This window comes from Paenibacillus rhizoplanae (assembly GCF_042684125.1).
In the GTDB taxonomy this organism is placed as follows: Bacteria; Bacillota; Bacilli; order Paenibacillales; family Paenibacillaceae; genus Paenibacillus_AQ; species Paenibacillus_AQ rhizoplanae.
The window spans coordinates 1-17,983 of the sequence record NZ_JBHUKY010000026.1; the positions used below are offsets into that span (position 1 = coordinate 1).

Sequence of the window (17,983 nt, forward strand, 5' to 3'; positions counted from 1 at the left end):
CCGCAGCCAGCGGCGCCAGGACGGCCGCAGCCGCCAGCAGCGGCCAGGCCCCGCTGCCCGCGCCCAGCGCCAGAGGCGCAGCGGCAGCGGCCAACGTCAGCAGCGCGGCGCTAAGGCCCGCGCGCCGCTCCTGCCGGGCAGGCAGCCCGCCGAAGGTGGCGGCCAGCCCTTCATTGCCGCGGGCCAGGGGATAGCGGGCCATCGCCCGCACCATGTACCAGCGGCCCCAGACCGGCGGCAGCAGGAGCAGCGGCAGCAGCCTGAAGCTGCCGCCTTCGAGCCATGCCGCCAGCAGCGAGGCCTTCAGCAGCAGGAGCAGCACGCAGGCCAGCACGCCCATAGCGCCGACACGGCTGTCCTTCATGATCTCCAGCATCCGCTCCCTGGAGCGGTAGCTGAGCAGCGCATCGGCGCTGTCCATCCAGCCGTCCAAATGCAGCCCGCCGGTCAGCCCCACCCACAGGATGAGGGTGATTACAGCGGCAGGCCAGGCCGGCAGCAGCCAGCCTGCCGCTGCAGCACCGAGCGCCGTGCTAAGGCCGATGGCTGCCCCGACGAGCGGATAATAGACCACGCTCGCGCGCAGCAGCTCCGGCGAGAAGTCTTCCCGGCTGCGGACCGGAAAACGCGTCAGGAACTGAAAAGCAGCCGCTGCATTTCCCCGCGCACTCACAGAAGATACTCCCGGCTTCTCAGCTCAACCGGGATTCCGGCGGTAACAAGAAATACCGGCCCGCACCGGGCAGCAAGCTGGGCGTTCATCCTTCCGGCCAAATCACGGTACAGCCGGCCCAGCGGATACTCCGGCACAATACCGCCGCCTACTTCATTTGTGACCAGAATCAACGTGCCCTCGAAGCCGGAGACGGCCTGCTCCAGTTCGGCAATTGCAGCCTCTACTAATTCCTTCCTGTCACTTCGCTCCTCCACAGCCAGCAGCTGATTCGACAGCCAGAGCGTCAGGCAGTCCACCAGCACAGTCTGGCCACTGCCGGAGAGCCGCCCCAGCAGTGCTGCGAGCTTAAGCGGCTCCTCCAGCGTCTCCCACTGGAAGCCGTCCGCCTGCCGCTGCTGCCGGTGCAAGGTAATCCGCGCTTCCATCTCCTCATCAAAAGCCTGTCCAGTCGCCACATAGACCGCCTGCTGCGAGTCAGCCAGCTTGCGGGTCAGACGCTCGGCGAAGCCGCTTTTACCGCTGCGTGCCCCGCCCGTGACCAGAATGCTCATACGCTCTCCGAGCCGGAGACACCCGCGCTCTCGAAGGTTGCCATCTCACGCATAATCCGGCAGACCGCTTCGATGAAATGCAGACACAGCGCGCCCCCGGTGCCTTCGCCCAGCCGCAGGCCCATATCAATCAGCGCTTCCAGACCGAGACGGTCCAGCATCAGCTTGTGCCCCTGCTCACCAGAGACATGGGAAGCGATCATATATGCTGTGGATTCCGGCGCCAGTGCCCGGGCGATCAGGGCTGCCGCCCCAGAGATGAAACCGTCCAGAATGACCGGAATCCGCAGGGCTGCCGCTCCGAGTATCAGCCCGGCTAGCCCGGCAATCTCAAGCCCCCCGACCTTGGCGAGCACATCAACCGGATCTGCAGGGTCGGGGTTATTCACCTGAAGGGCACGTTCGATTACCGAGATTTTGTGCTGGAGCCGCTCATCGTTAATGCCTGTCCCCCGTCCTGCCGCCGTCTCTGCCGGAACGCCCTCGAGTGCGCACAAGACCGCCGCACTGGCTGTCGTATTCCCGATGCCCATCTCCCCGGTAATAAAAATCTCCGTGCCGTTCTTCACCGCCTCCTGCGCCACATGAATTCCGGCCAGAATTGCGCGCAGCGCATCCTCCCGGCTCATCGCCGGACCTGCTGCCATATTGTCTGTGCCCCGGCGGACCTTGCGGTTAATCAACTGCGGGTGGTCGATATCACCGTTGATCCCGATGTCCACGAACTGCACCTCAGCACCGCCCTGGCGGGCCAGCACATTCACCGCCGCCCCGCCGCTGAGGAAGTTATAGGCCATCTGCATGGTCACCTCCTGCGGAAAAGCACTGACGCCTTCACAGCAGACTCCATGGTCTGCGGCCATAACCACTACCGTTCGTTTGCTGTAGCAGGGCTGCTCTACTTTGGAGATTCCGGCCAGCCGGACAGCCAGCGCCTCCAGCCGCCCGAGGCTTCCGGGCGGCTTGGTCAGACTGTTTAGGCGGAGCACTGCACGTAGTGTAGCTTTTTCGTCAGGCGGAGCGATCCGTCCGGTTACTTCTTGAATGGCTGAGATCATGATATTGCCTCCTATTAGATAGTGCGAATTAGATAGTGCGAATGCGGACTCCCGCTGCAAGAATACATCTGTGTCTGCTGATCAGGTTACGTTGAAGTTGTGTAACAGTCATTGAAGTTTAAATTCGCAAGTATTACAGGCCATGCCGCTCATTAGCGAACAGAAGGGCCTAAGCCTGTATGAGAAGGATAAATTTAGTCAAATTGCTGCTATGGAGGTGGTGCAGTGTGTAAGCATGCTGTGTAAAAGTTGCAGGGTGCGGGTGTGCGGGGTGGCGGAATAGTGCAGCACGTGGTAGGTCAAGGTAGCTGAAATCAAGTGCATTAATACCCCTCATTTGACCGCCTAGTCCCATTTCGCAGAAATCAGGTGCACTAATACCCCTCATTTGACCGTCGAGCCCCATTTCGTTGAAATCAGGTGCACTAATGCTCCTCATTCAACCGTCGAGCCCCATTTCACCAAATTCAGGTGCACTTGTGCACCTGAGCACAGTAGGATCAAAGGGATTTCCTCCTCCCCTCTCCTTCACCAGCCTACTCCCACCATAACCAGAGGGATTTCTCCCCCTTATTCCTAACTACCGCCAGCCTACATCCCGCCACAATTACCTAGTTACCTGCCAACCGCCTACCCGCCCGCCAACTTTCAGCACCATCAAGCCCCCACCGGCTTCCCCAGCCTTCCCCCATTACAAGCCCAAAAGCCCCCTCCAAATGAAGAAGGGGGCCTCCTGATCCGGCGGCGGGCCGGATGCTGTTACAATATCCCTATTTCTTCCTTTAAGGATTATAGGTGATATGAAATCATCTTACAATTACATTTTTACCTGCAACACTATGCAGCATTGTCACCTTCGTGAAGTCTTCCAGCCGCTCCAGCGCTTCGGTCAGCTTCGCCGTAGAAGCGGCGTAGGAGCAGCGGATATAGCCTTCCCCTCCAGCTCCGAACACATGGCCCGGCACCACGGCAACCCCTGCCTCCTGGAGCAGGCGCATGGCGAACTCTTCTGACCCGAGCCCGGTGCGGCTGATCGAAGCGAAGGCATAGAAGGCCCCCTGCGGCATATGGCAGGACAATCCGGCGGACCGCAGGCCCTCCACGATCAGCGAGCGGCGTTCCTTGAAGCACGCCTTCATCCGCTCCATATCCGGGAGCGCACTGCGCAGCGCCTCGACCGCAGCAATCTGTCCCGGCAGAGGTGCGCACATGGCGGTGTATTGATGGATTTTGAGCATGGCCGAGAGCAGCTCACGGTTCCCGCAGGCATATCCCACCCGCCAGCCCGTCATGGCAAAAGCCTTCGAGAACCCGCTGATCACCACCGTCCGCTCCTGCATCCCGGGCAGTGAGGCGATGCTTACATGCTTGCTGTCGTAGGTCAGCTCGGCATAGATCTCATCGGAAATGACGATCAAGCCATGCTCCTTCACCACTTCAGCCACCGGCAGCCAGTCCTCATAAGTCATGATCGCCCCCGTAGGATTGCTTGGAAAATTCAAGATCAGCAGCTTCGTGCGCGGCGTTACCGCCTTACGCAGAGCTTCGGCAGTGAGCTTAAAACCTTCCTCCGCCTTTGTCTCCACCGGTGCCAGCGCCCCACCGTTCAGGTAGGCAATAGGCGCATAGGCAACATATCCAGGAGCAGGAATCAGCACCTCGTTGCCCGGAGCAATGAAGGCCCGCAGCGCCAGATCCACCGCTTCACTGCTGCCCACCGTGACCAGAATCTCATCCGCAGGATCGTAGCGCAATCCGAAGCCCGTCTCTAGATAGCCCGCAATCTCCTCCCGCAGCTCCGGCAGTCCGCTGTTAGAGGTATACCCGGTCTCACCGCGATCCAGCGCACGGATACAGGCTGCTCTTACCTGCTCGGGTGTAGCGAAGTCCGGCTCGCCTACTCCCAGTGAGATAATATCGTTGTTACCCGCAGCCAAATCAAAAAAAGCCCGGATGCCCGAAGGCGGAATCTCTTGTAACCGCGGATTAATAATGAAGGCATTGTCCCTTCTCATCGTATTCATAGCCTGACACCTCCATATACTACAGGCTGCGCTTGAGGCACTTGAGGGAGCTGATGGGTATGATTGGCATAATCATGATCGGCTTGCTGCGCCTCCTTGACTTGCCCCTGCGGCTTAACTCTTGTATCCGCCACCGTCCGCGCTCCCTCGCCAAGGTCACCTTGCAGCCCCCCGCGCTCCCGCAGTGATCTGGTAATAATCTCATCCAGCAGGCTGCTGAAGTCCATTCCGGCCGCCTTAGCACTCTGGGGCAACAGGCTGGTTGCCGTCATTCCGGGCAATGTATTCACCTCCAGCACATAAGGGATGCCATCCTTCAGCAGCATATCCACCCGTGCATACACTGCGCATTTGAGCGCCCGATAGCAGGTTAACGCCGCCGTCCGCACCTGTTCCTGCAACGCATCCGGCAGCCGGATGATCCGTTCCTCCGCTCCGCCCTGCTCGTATTTGGCCTCATAATCGAACCAGTCCGCACCCAGCGATTGAATGCCGATGACCGGCAGCATTTCTCCCGCAAGGATGGAGCAGGTAATCTCCTGTCCCGGGATGTAGTGTTCAATCAGGACTGCGCCTTCTGCTGCGCAAGCAAAAGCCTTCTCTACCGCCCCCGCCAGCTCCTGCGGATGATTCACCTTGGTCATGCCGATGCTGGACCCGCCGGAATTCGGCTTCACCATTACCGGATAACCGAGCCGCTGCACGGCTTCCGGGGCATAGTCGTCCATGCTGTCCCAGCACAGCCAGTCGGGTGTGGGAATGCTTTTGCTGCGGATGATCGTCTTGGCCAGCCCTTTATCCATACATAGGCTGCTTGCGAGCACCCCGCTACCGGAATACGGGATTCCGAGCGTCTCCAGGGCTCCCTGCACCGTACCATCTTCCCCATAGGCCCCATGCAGGGCGAGCAGAGCGAAGTCCAGTCCGGCAGTCCCTTCCAGCAGCTCTTTGCGCGAGGTAATGTGTACCGGAACCGCTGTGTATTTTGCCGGATCAAGCGCCTTCAGCATCTCCCTGCCGGTCTTCAGCGATACCTCATATTCGGACGACACTCCGCCCATAATCACACCTACTCTAAGCATATCCGCACCTCATTCTCCCATGATTTGCCGTGCTGTCTTCCCGATGATTGCAATGCCCCTCACGATATCCTCATCCGCCACCCTGGAGAATCCCAACCGCAACGTATTCTGTCCTGCACCGTCTGTGAAGAAGATGTCTCCCGCCGTAAAAATAACCCCCCGCGCATGGCAAGCCACCAGCAATTCTCTTGTATTGAAGCCTTCCGCAAACGTTACAAACAGATGCAGCCCCCCGTCCCCCGACAATGAGGCATAAGGAATATGCTCCTTACAGCAGGCCAGGGTCAGCTCGTATTTGCGTTTATACTCCAGCCGGGCTTTTTTGAGATATTTCTCCAGGTTGCCGCCCAGCAGGTATTGATACAGAATGGACTGGTCGAGCGTCGAGGTATGAATGGTCCTTGCCCGCTTGAGACTCTCCAGATAATAGATCAACTCCTGATCCGCCAGCACCCAGCCCACCCGCAGCCCGGGGAACAGGACTTTGGAAAAGCTGCCGAGATACACCACGCCATTCCCGCCGCCCGCCGCCGCAATTAACGGAGCCACATGGGCGCCGGAATAGCGCAGTTCCTCGTTGAACCCGTCCTCAATCACCGGCACGTTGTAGTCCTGCATCAGCTTCATTAGCCTTTGTCTTTTCTCGGGGGACATGACGATGCCGGTGGGATTGTGGTAGGAGGGAACCAGATAAGCACAGTCGTATGGCCGCGCCTCCAGCGCCTGCTTCAGCTCCCCGAGGTGGATGCCGTCCCGCTCCATCTTGACCCCGTGAATTCCGAAGCCGTGCAGCTTCAGATTCTTGATCGCCGTATGATGCGTCGGATTCTCGCAGACCACTGTGCCATGACGCTTGCCGAGAGCCGACAGCACCAGGTCGAAGCCCTCCGTGAACCCGTTGGTAATCAGCAGATCCTTGCCGCGCAGATCCACGCCTTTATGCTCCATATATTGTTTGAGATAGTCTATTAATGGCTTATAGCCTTTGGCATATCCATAGTTCAGCAGAACGTTGCCCTCTACGGACATACGCTCCAGAAACGCTCTACGCACATGGTCCAGATCGAAGAGACGCTCATCCGGGGCGATGCTGGTAAAAGAAATCGTGCCCTTCTCCGCGCGTATCCCCCGCTTCATAATATCCAGTTCCTCCGCGAGCAGCGCCTGACTGCTGAGCCGCTCTGTCCAGTCCAGCATCCATAGGGCGGCTTCCGCACCGTTCTGCGCTGCCGCACCTTGTGCGACATAACTGCCCTGGCCCTGTACGGTGTAGGCGAAACCATCGTCTTCCAGACCTTCATACGCCGAGATCACCGAGTTCCGGCTGACCTTCAGCAAGGTGCTCAGCTCACGTGTGGAGGGCAGCTTCTGCCCGCCTTGGAGCGCGCTTTTGATGATGAGATGCTTCATGTAATCCTTCACCTGGATCGATACCGGACGCCCGGCAATGAGCTTGAAATCCTTAAACATCCTGTGATCGCCTCCATAGCTATCATGGCACAGACGCTGCCGTAAAAAAAGAACCACCGCCCCGGGATTTTCTTCCGGGCGTGGTTCTGTGGGGGATGAGGGGCGGGAACGGGTGATATCGGCGGATACTGCTGGGATGTGATTATCGGGTATACTCTGGACACCATTTAGGCGCTCCCGTTAGGGTTCTATTGTATTTTGTACAGTCAGATTAGCGTATATTGGCCTCTTTTCGCGTTCTGCTGCATTATGTACATTAGAAATGTGGATTTCGCCTGGTATGGGGGCAGTTGCTGATATTCTGTTGCAGGAAATACAGCAGAACGGGTTCTGGCACGGTTATTAGACCAATCTGATGTACATAGTGCAATCACCCGTTAGTAGTTGCGCGGAATCATTTGCGTTAGCGATAGCGTATACGTTAGCTGAATGCTTAACATCAGCGGTTGCGCCACATTCACCCGTTAGCATTCTCAGCTGCCATGTGCCAGCACCCTCCATCACTCTGCAGGCGCAGGACCGTAACCTCACCTGGAGCTGGCGCTGCTGCGGTATAGAATGTCAGGCCTTCAATGATCTGCGCCAGCAGCTGCCGGATAACGCCGCCGTGGGTTACCAGTAATATACGGGATACTTTGGGAGCCTGCACCTCCCGCTGAAGCTGCGTCCAGAAATGATCAACCCGGGCGGCGAATTGCGTCCACGCCTCCCCTTCCGGGGGCGTTGCCTCCTCAGGGTTGTCAATCCAGCGCCGGTACAGCGGATTATCCTTGAGCTGATCATACGTGCAGCCTTCCCACGCTCCGAAGTCCATCTCCCGTAGCCGGGTATCATAGACTGCCTGCGGCATCAGATGCGGAACCAAGGCCACCAGAGTCTCTCTGCAACGGCGCAGGTCACTGCAATAGACGCGGCGGAATTCCCCGCCAAGCGGCGGCTGTGTCTGTAGCTTCTCAAGCCGCTCTGCCTCTCCCGGCACAAGCGGCAAATCGGTGCTGCCCAGATAACGGTGTTCCTTATTCCACTGGGTATAGCCGTGACGGATTAACACCAGTTCCAGTTCTGGCTGTGCAGGGTTGGTCTGAGGTGACTGTGTACTCTGCAACTTTTGAGCCTCCTGATCTCCCCAAGTTTCCTGAGTGTTCTGAACTTTCTGGACAGCTGAGAGGAATCCCCCGCACCCCACTCTTTCCATCCCAATCAACCCCCGATCCCGTGCCATAGCAGGGCAACAGCTGCACAGATGCAGACAAATATTGCGGATGACCACATCATCATCCGTGAAGTGACAATAATATCCTCCGGCTTAAGCGTCCGCAGCGGATCACCCATGTAAGCACGGAAGGAGGTTACGCCATGGTATACATTCTCACCGCCGAGCCGGATGCCAAGTGCTCCGGCGACTGCCGATTCCGGGTAGCCGCTGTTCGGGCTGGGATGAAGACGGGCATCCCGGCGAACCGTGTTCCAGCATCTGCGCCAGTCCAGCCGCAGAAGCGCAGCACACAAGGTTAAGAGCAGCGCGGTCATCCGCGCCGGTATGTAGTTGGCGACATCATCCAGCCGGGCGGAAGCCCAGCCGAGGTCGCGGTATTTATCGTTCTTGTAGCCGACCATAGAATCCAGCGTGTTCACTGCACGGTAGGCCATGGCCAGTGGCGCTCCGCCCAGCAGTGCGAAGAACAGCGGCGAGATGATCGCATCGACGATATTCTCTGCCACCGTCTCCACCGTGCCGCGGACAATCTCCGGGCTATCCAGATGAGCCGTATCGCGGCCGACGATCATCCCAAGCGCCCGGCGGGCGGCGGGCAGATCCTCCGAACGCAGCTCTGCGTAAACTGCCATGCCCGCATCCTTCAGCCCTTTGGAGGCAATGGTGGTCGAGATTAGCCAAACTTCGGCAATCCCGGCCAGCCAGGGGGACAGACGGGCGAGCAGCACGACAACCAGCGCAGTCAACACCCATGCGCCGCCTGCCACCAGCAGCGGAAGGAGAATCCCCGCCCGCTTCAGAGCACTGGGCGTTGCGGCGAAGCGGCGAATCCCCCGCTCCAGGGCACTAATCGCCTTCCCCATATAGATAACGGGATGGGGAAATGTGCGCGGATCACCGACTATCCGGTCCACAATATAAGCAGAGAGCAGGATGATAACAAGCCTCACCTTGGCTCACCCCGCCGCTCTGTATAGCAGTCCGTGTTCGTCATCCCCGGCCGCCGCTCTGAGAGACACGGGGCTGCGCAGATCGTGATGCCTGTAACGCTTCCGTATCTCCTCCGTGTGCAGCCTGCGATTCTTCCTCTTGCGCTCTACTCAAGGATTGCGCAGCCTTCACCGAACGCAGGCTCTCCGTCACCGTGCTGTACACCAGCCGGCCAATCGCTCCGCCAAGGTCGGTCGCCGTCCCGGCATACACATGCTCCGCAGCATAACGGCGGCTTCCGCTCACCGCCACTACCATGGCATCCGTAGTGGTTCCGGTTGCGCTAAGCCCATTCTCAGAATCCTTGATTCCGAGGTCTGCCAGCGCCGCAGCCTTCGCTTCGGTAGCCGTCATCACAGCGTTGACCATGGCCGACTGGGACAGCCAGCCGTCAATCCCAAGCATGATGTTGATTGTGCCCGGGCGGTAGGCCGCCAATACGCTGCGCTGCGATCCGGCCCGGGCAGCATTACCCGCTGCTGCTGTCACACAGCAGAAAATCCCCGCTGATCCGGTATCCTCCTCGGCAACAGCGGCGTGCTCCAGGGGAACAGCCGTCATAAGACCTGCGCAGTCTTCCAGCTGGTAGCCCCACTCCTGAAGCTTGTTTTCCAGATCCTGCACCGGATTGCTGCATTCGTAGTCCCGGCTGACGTACTGGTTCACCGCCCGCTTCAGACGCCCCGAGCCACCGCCATACACCGCACTCGATATACTGTCCGCTTCAGCCGGAAAATCCAGCAGCAGATGGCCCTCCCGCCATTCCAGCACCAGCCCGGGCCACACCTTGCTGTGGTACGTCTTCACTCCTTGTTCAAGATTAAAAGGCAGGTCTACCTCTACTTTTTCCACGCTGCATCTACTCCCTTCAACAGTAAGACTATTCAGGAATCTGTCCTATCCTTATATTATCTCGTTTCCATATAATTTTTTCCAGAAAAAACTGACACCCGGAATTCCGGACGTCAGTCTCATCTGTCAAGTTGTACGGGGAATCCGTGGTATCATCCAGCAGCTTCAGGTTAATATTGTCTTCCGGCTGCGGGTTTACACGCTTCCGGCCGCTGCTTTATCTTCCCGCCTGCAGCAGCGTCCCCAGCTCCCGCAGCAGCCGGGCATTGTCCGCCCGGCCCTTCACCGCTACGCGGATGTGTCCCGGCTCAAGGCCGGGGTACATCGCGCAGCTGCGGACGAGGATGCCGCCCGCGCCCAGGCGCTGCTGCATCTCCTGCGCGCTCCACGGAGCGGGCAGCCGCAGCAGCAAGAAGTTCGCTTCGCCCGGCGGCACGCCGCAGCCGAGCTCAAGCAAGCCCTCCCGCAGCCGCTGCCGCTCGGCTGCGATCAACGCGCGCGTCTCCTGCCCGTAGCCGTCGCCGCAGCGCAGGCAAGCTTCCCCGGCCAGCAGCGCCAGCCCGTTCACGCTCCAGGTCACCTGCTTGCCGGTCATGGCTGCGGCAAGCGCCGGATGCGCGGCAGTGAAGCCCAGCCGCAGCCCCGGAATGGCAAAAAACTTCGTCATCGAGCGCACCAGCACCGTATGACGATAAGCCCCCAGCTCTGGCAGCAGAGATTGCCGGCCCGCTTCCGGGATGAAGTCGATGAACGCTTCATCCACCGCCAGCACCGTCCCGCAGGCCTCTGCCTTCTGCGCGAGCTGCCGCAGCTCGTCCAGCGGATACTGGACGCCGTTCGGATTATTCGGCTGGCCGAGGAACAGCAGATCGACCTGCTCCAGCAGGCCGGAGATGCCGTCCACGGCAGCCCGGTAATCCATCCGGCTAGTCCCCTGAACGGACAAGACCTCTGCACCGAACTGCTCCGCGAGCTGGCGGTACTCGGAGAAGCACGGCTCCACGATGCCCACCCGGCGGGGCGCGACAGCCAGCAGCAGCAGCGCCATCGACTCTGCCGCCCCGTTCGCCACGGTAATCCACTCCGAGCCGAGACCCAGCTCCTCCGCCAGCAGTGCCTTCAGCCTGCGGTGGCCTGGATCGGGGTACGCGGTGACCGCTGCGCCCGCATCCCGCAGCAACGCCAGCACGCCCGGCGGCGGACCCAGCGGGTTAATATTGGCGCTGAAGTCCAGGAACCCGCCGCTGCTGTCCCCGTATAACTCGGCGGCGGTCAGCAGATCCCCGCCGTGGCCGTATTTTTCAAGCATATGTACATCCTCCTTGTCCAAATTTCCCCATCCTATATATCCTCCCTGTCCACACTATTCATAGTCTATCAATGCTCCGTCCTGTACTTCACTTCAATGTAAGTCTCACTTCACTATCCAACAGCTCTATCGCCATTCTCCCAATTATTGGCCGATTACCGGAAGTCCGTCAATGCTATATCGCCTATGCAACCGGCCTTGAACCCGTAAACTTTCTGCATAGCCCCGTACCCCCGACTTGATCTCCAGGCTGATGCTATTTGTGACGGCCCGTCTTTTGAAGAAATCTCTCTTTTAGTTTAGAATGAGTACAGCAGTTTACTATGGTCACGCGGAGGAATCACGAATGCTTTTTATCGATAATACCGGAATTACAGACGCATCGATCAATCTGGCCATTGAAGAGTTTGCGCTCAAAAATCTGCCGATGGACGAGAGCTACCTGCTCTTTTATATCAACAGCCCCTCGATCATTATCGGCAAGCACCAGAATACCATCGAAGAGATCAACCAGGAGTATGTGAAGGAGCATAACATCCAGGTCGTACGGCGGTTGTCCGGCGGCGGCGCGGTGTATCATGATCTCGGCAACCTCAACTTCAGCTTCATTACCAAGGATGACGGCCAGTCCTTCCATAACTTCCTGAAATTCACCCAGCCCGTCATCGACTATCTGAAGTCTATGGGGGTGAATGCCGAGCTGAGCGGACGGAATGATCTTCAGGTCGGGGAGCAGAAAATCTCAGGCAACGCCCAGTTCTCCTCGCGTGGACGCATGTTCAGCCACGGCACCCTGATGTTCGATCTGAATCTGGATGATGTCCAGGCTTCCCTGAACGTGAATCCCGAGAAGTTCAAGTCGAAGAGCACCAAGTCTGTGCGCAGCCGGGTCGCCAATATCAAGGAGCTACTGGGCAATCCTGACATGACGATTGAACAATTCCGTGAGGGGCTGCTGCGCTCGATCTTCGGGATGGAGGCCGCCGAGGTTCCGCAGTACAAGCTGACCATGGACGACTGGGTGCGGATCAATGAAATCTCCAAGGAGCATTACCAGAACTGGGATTGGAACTACGGCCTCTCGCCTAAGAGCAACGTGAAGCACACCCGCAAATTCCCGGCAGGGCTCGTGGATATCCGCATGGATATTGAAGATTCGGTCATCCGGGAGATCAAAATCTACGGCGACTTCTTCGGCGTCGGCGATGTGGCAGATGTGGAGAACGCACTGCGCGGCAAGCGTTATGAGGAGGTAGAGGTCCGCCAGGCGCTGGCTGATCTCGATCTGAAGCATTACTTCGGCCGCATTGAACCGGAGGACTTCATCGGACTTGTGTTTCTTGAGGAATAAACTTGAGGAATAAAATAGAAGGCATTACAAACCAAAGCCCTCCAGCGCGGATGATCTCCGCACCGGAGGGCTTTGCCGTACACGCTTGCCGGTATTGTACCAGGCACTGCGGCTCCCCCTCAACAAGCAAGTGGATAAACGTATCTTAATTCGCTAGTTTCTGAGGAATCCAGGGAAGCAAGTGGATAAACAGCATCTATAATTGCTCCTTTTTGCTACTTAGGGTGAAACGAGAGGTTGTAAGTGCTGTTTATCCACCTGCTGTTGCAGCAGGAAGCATTCATTCATCAGCAAGTGTACGAAATCCAACTGCTATTTCCGGTCCTCACCGCGTCCTGGCCTGGCCCGTTCGTTATCAGACGTCATCCCAAAGATGGCGTAAGCACGAACACATACACAACGAGCGCCAGCGTAAGCATTACGCATACTTTCTCCACCGCATTGCCCTTCTTCGTGCCGGTGCTCATCAGCTTCAGCCGCAGCTTGAATGGAATCGGAGGCAGCGGGGTGATCCCGCGCTGGGTCAGGGAGTCGGCGAGGAGATGCAGTCCGTAGGACAGGCTCCCGGCAATCCACAGACTGCCGCCGTCATTCATGTCAAGGGAGACGAAGTACAACAGCGCGCCCCATCCGGCAACGGCATACAGCGTATGCGTGATTCCCCGGTGCGGAACTATGGAAGCTACGACCAGCACACAGGCGGCGATATAGTTCCATGGATCATAGGCATCGGCAAAAGCAAACAAGGCCAGCGCAATCAGCAGCATCACCAGATGCCGCAGCCTGCGGCTGGGCAGGAAGGATACGCTGCCCACCAGCAGCGCCAGTGCGATATTCCAGGGCGGCTCCGCTATCCCGGCAAAATAAAGATAAATGCCCGCTCCGATCAGCGCTACCTGCAGAATACGCAGCAAAAACTCCGGCACGGCCTTGCGTACCAGCATGGAATTCGGCTCGTCGATATCGGGCAGCAGCGAGCTGACCACGGCGACGGCAACAGCCGGAAGGGTAATGGCATGCCCTAGCAGGCTCATGGCGGACAGGGTAACCCCGGTGCTGATAACTAAATGGGATTTGCCCATCATGGTGAATCCGCTCCTTAGATGAAAGTATAAATGCTTCTGGATGTCTTGAAATAAGAACAGGTGTGCGGTTACCGAAGTATACCAAGGCTTTCCTTTTTTGTCCAGAATATAATCACCGGCCGGGCTCAGCCCCCTTGTTTCCTTATACAAACAGCGCAGTTGCAGCTTGTCGTTCCCACCGTTTTAGGATACAATTTGGACAACTCAACTGGCCCTGAAAGGATGACATCCTGTGAATCGCTCCCGAATCGCCGATCTAAGTCTGCTACTGGTGGCGATGATGTGGGGATGCACGTTTCTGATCGTGCAGTCCGCCGTGCGGGTGCTGCCGCCGCTTGCCTTCAACAGCATCCGGTTTACAGGTGCCGCCGTGCTGCTGGCCTTGATTACCGCTGTCTTCTACCGCCAGGAATGGCGTAAACTGAGCTTGCGCATGGTAATGCATGCCCTGCTGCTGGGCCTCTTCCTGTTCCTCGGCTACGGCTTTCAGACCGTGGGCCTGCTGTACACCACCACCTCTAACACCGGATTTATTACCGGGCTGTCAGTGGTGCTTGTGCCGTTCCTGTCTCTGGCGCTGCTGAAGACGGCCATCTCCAGATATACCTGGCTGAGCGCCGGGCTTGCAGCGGGCGGCTTGTATCTGCTGACCTTTACCGGCTCTGCCTTCTCCCTGAATAAGGGCGATGGCCTGATTCTGCTCTGCGCCGTGGCTTTTGCGCTGCAGATCGCGTATACCGGCAGATACGCACCGCGTTATCCGGCCCTGCCGCTGGCGGCGCTTCAGCTCGGCTTCGTAGGCCTGCTCAGCATCGCCGCCTCCCTGCTCGTGGATGGAAGCTCTCCGCTGCTGCACAGCGGAGAGCTGCTCCGCCAGCCGGAGGTGCTCTCTGCGATGCTGATCTCCATCGGCCCGACCAGCGCCTTCGCCTTCTGGATTCAGACGGCCTGCCAGAAGTACACCACCCCGTCCCGGGTGGCGATCATCTATGCCATGGAACCGGTGTTCGCTGCCGTCACCGGCCTGCTCTTCGGCGGAGAGACGCTGGGCGTATCCGCGCTGCTCGGCTGCGGCTGCATTCTGGCCGCTATGCTGCTGGCGGAGCTCAGCCCCGCGCCGTCCGGGACGCAGGCGGAGGGCTGAGCCGGAATCCGCGGACCCTTTTGCCAGACTTCACGTTAATAAGTTCCATTGCTACAGACAGAGAGCCGTGCTTCCGTTCCCCTTCCTATAGAAGTTATAGCGGATAGCCGGACTACAAACCATACTTAGGAGAGAACCCAAATGTACAAATTGATTGCTATTGATATTGACGATACCTTGATTAACGACGACAAAGAAGTGACCCCGGCCACCCAGACGGCGCTGGAGCAGGCTGTAGCCGCAGGCGTTGTGGTCACCCTCGCTACCGGACGCGCTTATGCTTCCGCCCAGGCGATTGCCCGCCAGACCGGATTGAATGTGCCGATCATCACCTATCAGGGGGCGCTGGTGAAGAACCTGCTCGATGAAGAGGTCCTGTATGAGCGTTATGTGCCGCAGGAGGCGGTGCGTAAGCTTTTCCAATATTGTGTAGAGCATGATCTGCACCTGCAGACTTACATTGACGACAAGCTGTATGCCCGCGAAGAGAACCAGAAGCTGATCGATTATTCCACCCTGAACGGGACACAGTACTATATCGAACCGGATTGGGAAGCGAAGCTGGTTCCGCAAAAAACACCGAAAATGCTCATCATCGACGATCCGGATTTCCTGGATGAACTGTCCCCGATTCTGCGCAGCCTGCTCGGCGATTCGGTGCATATTACGAAGTCCAAGCCGCATTTCCTGGAGATCATGCACCATGAAGGCACCAAGGGCCTGGCCCTGGAATTCCTGGCTGCACACTTTGGGTGCGAGCTGTCCGAGACGATGGCTGTCGGCGATTCCTGGAACGATCATGAGATGCTTGAAGCTGCGGGTCTTGGTGTGGCCATGGCGAATGCCATTCCTGCGCTTAAGGAAATCGCTGATTTCGTTACACTCAGCAACAATGAGGACGGCGTGAAATACGCGATTGATAAGTTCATTCTTAACGCAGGCCAAGAAGCCTAAGCTGCTGCAACAACAGCAGAACATCTTATGCCAAAAAGGGTGGCACCCCGCAGGTTCAGGTTTGAACTGCGGTGCGCCACCCTTTTATACTAAGTAGAAAGGAAGTGTCTTCATGGAAGAGATATCGAATGAGGAACAACTGCAATCTATAGCCTCTATGCAATCGACAATCCGTAAGCTTGAGAGCGCCTACTCTCTAAAAAGCTAGGCGATAGGGGCTAACAATTCCTCCCCCGCCTCCTGCTCAAGCTGTGAATGATACAGATCCGAGTAGCGTCCCTCTGCCGCAAGCAGCTCCTCATGTCCGCCCCGCTCCACAATCTCCCCGTTCTCCATCACCAGGATGACATCCGCATTCTGAATCGTTGAGAGCCGGTGGGCGATCACAAGCGTTGTCTTATCCTTCATGAGCTTACGGATGGCCTGCTGGACCATTCGCTCCGACTCATTGTCGAGGGCAGCCGTAGCTTCATCCAGCAGCAGAATCGGCGCATTTTTGAGCATCGCTCTGGCAATGGACAACCGCTGTCTCTGACCGCCGGACAACCGGGAGCCATGCTCGCCAATATCCGTGTGTATGCCTTCCGCCAGCTCCGTCACGAACTCGTACGCATTCGCCTGCCGCAACGCCTCGACAATCTCTTCATCTGACGCACCGGGCTTGCCGCTCTCGATATTGTCCCGGATGCTCCCGGAATACAGGCCCGACTCCTGAGGCACATAGGCAAAATAGCTACGCAGCTCTGCCAGCGGTATTCCGCTGATCGGACGGCCGTTGATCGCAACCTCACCCGCATCCGTCTGATAGAAACCCAGCAGCAGCTTGAACAGGGTGGATTTCCCGCCGCCGCTCGGACCCACTACGGCCATTTGCTGGCCGCGCGCTAGCTCCAGACTGACCTTGTTAAGGCTCTGCTTCTCACTGCCCGGATAGCTAAACGACACCTCTGCGAGCCGAAGCTCCCCGAACCCCGGCAGCTCCGTCTGGACTTCAGGTAACACCTCAACCTCAGCAGGCGCATCCATCACCTCAAAGATCCGCTCCGCCGCACCCAGCGACTGCTGCATGGAAGCAACCAGGCCCGGCAGGGACGAGAACGGCCCAACCAGATAGTTCATCAACTGAATGAAGGCGATCATCGCCCCGACCTCAAGTCTTCCATTCGCCACGAACCACCCGGCAATCACCAGAGCCAGCAGGAAGGTCAGATTCCCCAGCAAGGAGGAGATCGCTCCGGTTGCTCCTTCGATTCTCGCTTTCTTTTTCTCTCCTGAGGCAATATCCTCACTGTAACCAACATATTGCTTCTGCAGCCTGCGTTCCATGGAGAATGCCTTGAATACCATACTGCTGCCCAGAATATCGTTCAGAAAAGCCGTAGTCCGGCTCATACTTTCCTGCACGCGCACACTGTTGATGCGCATCGCATTGCCGAAGATTTTGCCGGTCAGGAACAACAGCGGCCCGATGGACAGGCAGATCAGCGCCAGCAGCCAGTTAATATAGAGCAGATAGGCGAAGGAGGCGATTGCCAGCAGCGGGTTGCGCAGCAGATCCAGCATCACCTGCCCGCAGGCTTCCCCCACCGACTGATTGTCATTCGTGAACCGGGACAACAAATCACCGGAATGATTGCGGTCGAAATAAGACTGCGGCAAGGCCAGGGTATGCCCCATCATGTCCTGACGCAGCTCATTTCTGATTTTGGCCGATACATTGGTCTTGAGATACGCACTGACGAAGGTATTCAATCCCGTGACCAGCAAGAATAGAATCCCGAACCAAGCCAGCCCCTTGAACGACTCCACATCCAGACGGACGGCCGCATCCGTAATCCGGGCCAGGAACCAGGCCATGGTCAGATCCAACGCAATACTGAATAACGTCACCAATAGCAGTACGGTATAAATCAGCTTATGTCTTAGCATGTATGTACTTAATCTGGCAAAAGCACCTTTCTTCTTCACATCATCAGCTCCCCTTTAGAATTCCGCACCCCGTATCATTAACAATTTATTCCTCTAATCCATAGCACATCGTTTTAGTATAGTACCTCCTTCTCTTTTTGAAAATAAAGAAATATACGCATCATATACATAAAACTGGAAGACAAGCCCGTCGTGGACTCACTCGCTTCGGCTCCGATGCCATTAGTTTACTAGACCTCAGGCAAGGGACCCAGCGGCGGAGGGCGGATTCCCATGTCGGTCTTGGGGCTGA

General features: G+C 57.7%; 15 protein-coding genes. 3 read left to right on the forward strand and 12 right to left on the reverse strand.

The genetic code is table 11. The features are described from left to right. The 10 genes from cobS to cobD form a co-directional block, all read right to left on the reverse strand. A partial coding sequence (cobS, locus tag ACFSX3_RS15805; protein ID WP_379313021.1) for an adenosylcobinamide-GDP ribazoletransferase occupies window positions 1-673 on the reverse strand: 673 nt, incomplete at its 3' end. Then, window positions 670-1,227 (reverse strand): bifunctional adenosylcobinamide kinase/adenosylcobinamide-phosphate guanylyltransferase, encoded by a 558-nt coding sequence (gene cobU / locus ACFSX3_RS15810; RefSeq protein ID WP_209991609.1) that lies wholly within the window; start codon window positions 1,225-1,227, stop codon window positions 670-672. The genes cobU and cobS, both read right to left, overlap by 4 nt. Next, on the reverse strand, window positions 1,224-2,285 hold the full coding sequence (gene cobT, locus ACFSX3_RS15815; RefSeq protein WP_209991610.1) for a nicotinate-nucleotide--dimethylbenzimidazole phosphoribosyltransferase: 1,062 nt from the start codon (window positions 2,283-2,285) through the stop codon (window positions 1,224-1,226). Before cobT ends, cobU begins: the two co-directional genes overlap by 4 nt. Before the next feature lie 806 nt (window positions 2,286-3,091). After that, a complete protein-coding gene (locus tag ACFSX3_RS15820; protein ID WP_209991611.1) occupies window positions 3,092-4,309 on the reverse strand; it encodes a pyridoxal phosphate-dependent aminotransferase in 1,218 nt (405 codons plus the stop codon). After that, window positions 4,306-5,391, reverse strand: a complete 1,086-nt coding sequence (locus tag ACFSX3_RS15825; RefSeq protein WP_209991612.1) for a D-alanine--D-alanine ligase — start codon at window positions 5,389-5,391, stop codon at window positions 4,306-4,308. The genes ACFSX3_RS15820 and ACFSX3_RS15825 overlap by 4 nt, the downstream gene beginning before the upstream one ends. 9 nt (window positions 5,392-5,400) lie before the next feature. Beyond that, the gene (locus ACFSX3_RS15830; protein WP_209991613.1) at window positions 5,401-6,861 is read right to left on the reverse strand and encodes an aminotransferase-like domain-containing protein; all 1,461 of its coding nucleotides are present in this window, start codon (window positions 6,859-6,861) and stop codon (window positions 5,401-5,403) included. Between the two features lie 457 nt (window positions 6,862-7,318). Then, window positions 7,319-7,966 carry a histidine phosphatase family protein gene (locus tag ACFSX3_RS15835; RefSeq protein WP_209991614.1) on the reverse strand — a complete coding sequence of 216 codons (648 nt, stop codon included), beginning with the start codon at window positions 7,964-7,966 and terminating at the stop codon, window positions 7,319-7,321. 95 nt (window positions 7,967-8,061) lie between these two features. Continuing rightward, a complete protein-coding gene (cbiB, locus tag ACFSX3_RS15840; RefSeq protein WP_209991615.1) occupies window positions 8,062-9,027 on the reverse strand; it encodes an adenosylcobinamide-phosphate synthase CbiB in 966 nt (321 codons plus the stop codon). 40 nt (window positions 9,028-9,067) lie between these two features. Next, window positions 9,068-9,919, reverse strand: coding sequence for an adenosylcobinamide amidohydrolase (locus tag ACFSX3_RS15845; protein WP_209991616.1), 852 nt, complete (start codon window positions 9,917-9,919; stop codon window positions 9,068-9,070). Window positions 9,920-10,136: 217 nt separating this feature from the next. Next, window positions 10,137-11,228 (reverse strand): threonine-phosphate decarboxylase CobD, encoded by a 1,092-nt coding sequence (cobD, locus tag ACFSX3_RS15850; RefSeq protein WP_209991617.1) that lies wholly within the window; start codon window positions 11,226-11,228, stop codon window positions 10,137-10,139. Window positions 11,229-11,574: 346 nt separating this feature from the next. Here cobD and ACFSX3_RS15855 point away from each other — a divergent pair, with 346 nt between their 5' ends. Continuing rightward, window positions 11,575-12,579 (forward strand): lipoate--protein ligase, encoded by a 1,005-nt coding sequence (locus ACFSX3_RS15855; protein ID WP_209991618.1) that lies wholly within the window; start codon window positions 11,575-11,577, stop codon window positions 12,577-12,579. Between the two features lie 362 nt (window positions 12,580-12,941). On the opposite strand, the gene ACFSX3_RS15860 is transcribed toward ACFSX3_RS15855, so the two are convergent. Then, window positions 12,942-13,664 (reverse strand): metal-dependent hydrolase, encoded by a 723-nt coding sequence (locus ACFSX3_RS15860; protein WP_209991619.1) that lies wholly within the window; start codon window positions 13,662-13,664, stop codon window positions 12,942-12,944. Window positions 13,665-13,896: 232 nt separating this feature from the next. Between ACFSX3_RS15860 and ACFSX3_RS15865 the strand changes: the two genes are divergently transcribed. Together ACFSX3_RS15865 and ACFSX3_RS15870 are read left to right on the forward strand one after the other, a co-directional pair. Then, window positions 13,897-14,808 carry a DMT family transporter gene (locus tag ACFSX3_RS15865; RefSeq protein ID WP_209991620.1) on the forward strand — a complete coding sequence of 304 codons (912 nt, stop codon included), beginning with the start codon at window positions 13,897-13,899 and terminating at the stop codon, window positions 14,806-14,808. A gap of 141 nt (window positions 14,809-14,949) precedes the next feature. Beyond that, window positions 14,950-15,762 (forward strand): Cof-type HAD-IIB family hydrolase, encoded by an 813-nt coding sequence (locus ACFSX3_RS15870; RefSeq protein WP_209991621.1) that lies wholly within the window; start codon window positions 14,950-14,952, stop codon window positions 15,760-15,762. 204 nt (window positions 15,763-15,966) lie between these two features. Here ACFSX3_RS15870 and ACFSX3_RS15875 read toward each other — a convergent pair whose 3' ends face one another. Further along, a complete protein-coding gene (locus tag ACFSX3_RS15875) occupies window positions 15,967-17,730 on the reverse strand; it encodes an ABC transporter ATP-binding protein (protein ID WP_209991622.1) in 1,764 nt (587 codons plus the stop codon). Window positions 17,731-17,983 lie beyond the last annotated feature (253 nt).

Coding starts and splice junctions, on each gene's coding strand:
- cobU (WP_209991609.1), bottom strand. CDS start 1,227: ATGAGCATTCTGGTCACGGGCGGGGCACGCAGCGGTAAAAGCGGCTTC.
- cobT (WP_209991610.1), bottom strand. CDS start 2,285: ATGATCTCAGCCATTCAAGAAGTAACCGGACGGATCGCTCCGCCTGAC.
- ACFSX3_RS15820 (WP_209991611.1), bottom strand. CDS start 4,309: ATGAATACGATGAGAAGGGACAATGCCTTCATTATTAATCCGCGGTTA.
- ACFSX3_RS15825 (WP_209991612.1), bottom strand. CDS start 5,391: ATGCTTAGAGTAGGTGTGATTATGGGCGGAGTGTCGTCCGAATATGAG.
- ACFSX3_RS15830 (WP_209991613.1), bottom strand. CDS start 6,861: ATGTTTAAGGATTTCAAGCTCATTGCCGGGCGTCCGGTATCGATCCAG.
- cobD (WP_209991617.1), bottom strand. CDS start 11,228: ATGCTTGAAAAATACGGCCACGGCGGGGATCTGCTGACCGCCGCCGAG.
- ACFSX3_RS15855 (WP_209991618.1), top strand. CDS start 11,575: ATGCTTTTTATCGATAATACCGGAATTACAGACGCATCGATCAATCTG.
- ACFSX3_RS15860 (WP_209991619.1), bottom strand. CDS start 13,664: ATGATGGGCAAATCCCATTTAGTTATCAGCACCGGGGTTACCCTGTCC.
- ACFSX3_RS15870 (WP_209991621.1), top strand. CDS start 14,950: ATGTACAAATTGATTGCTATTGATATTGACGATACCTTGATTAACGAC.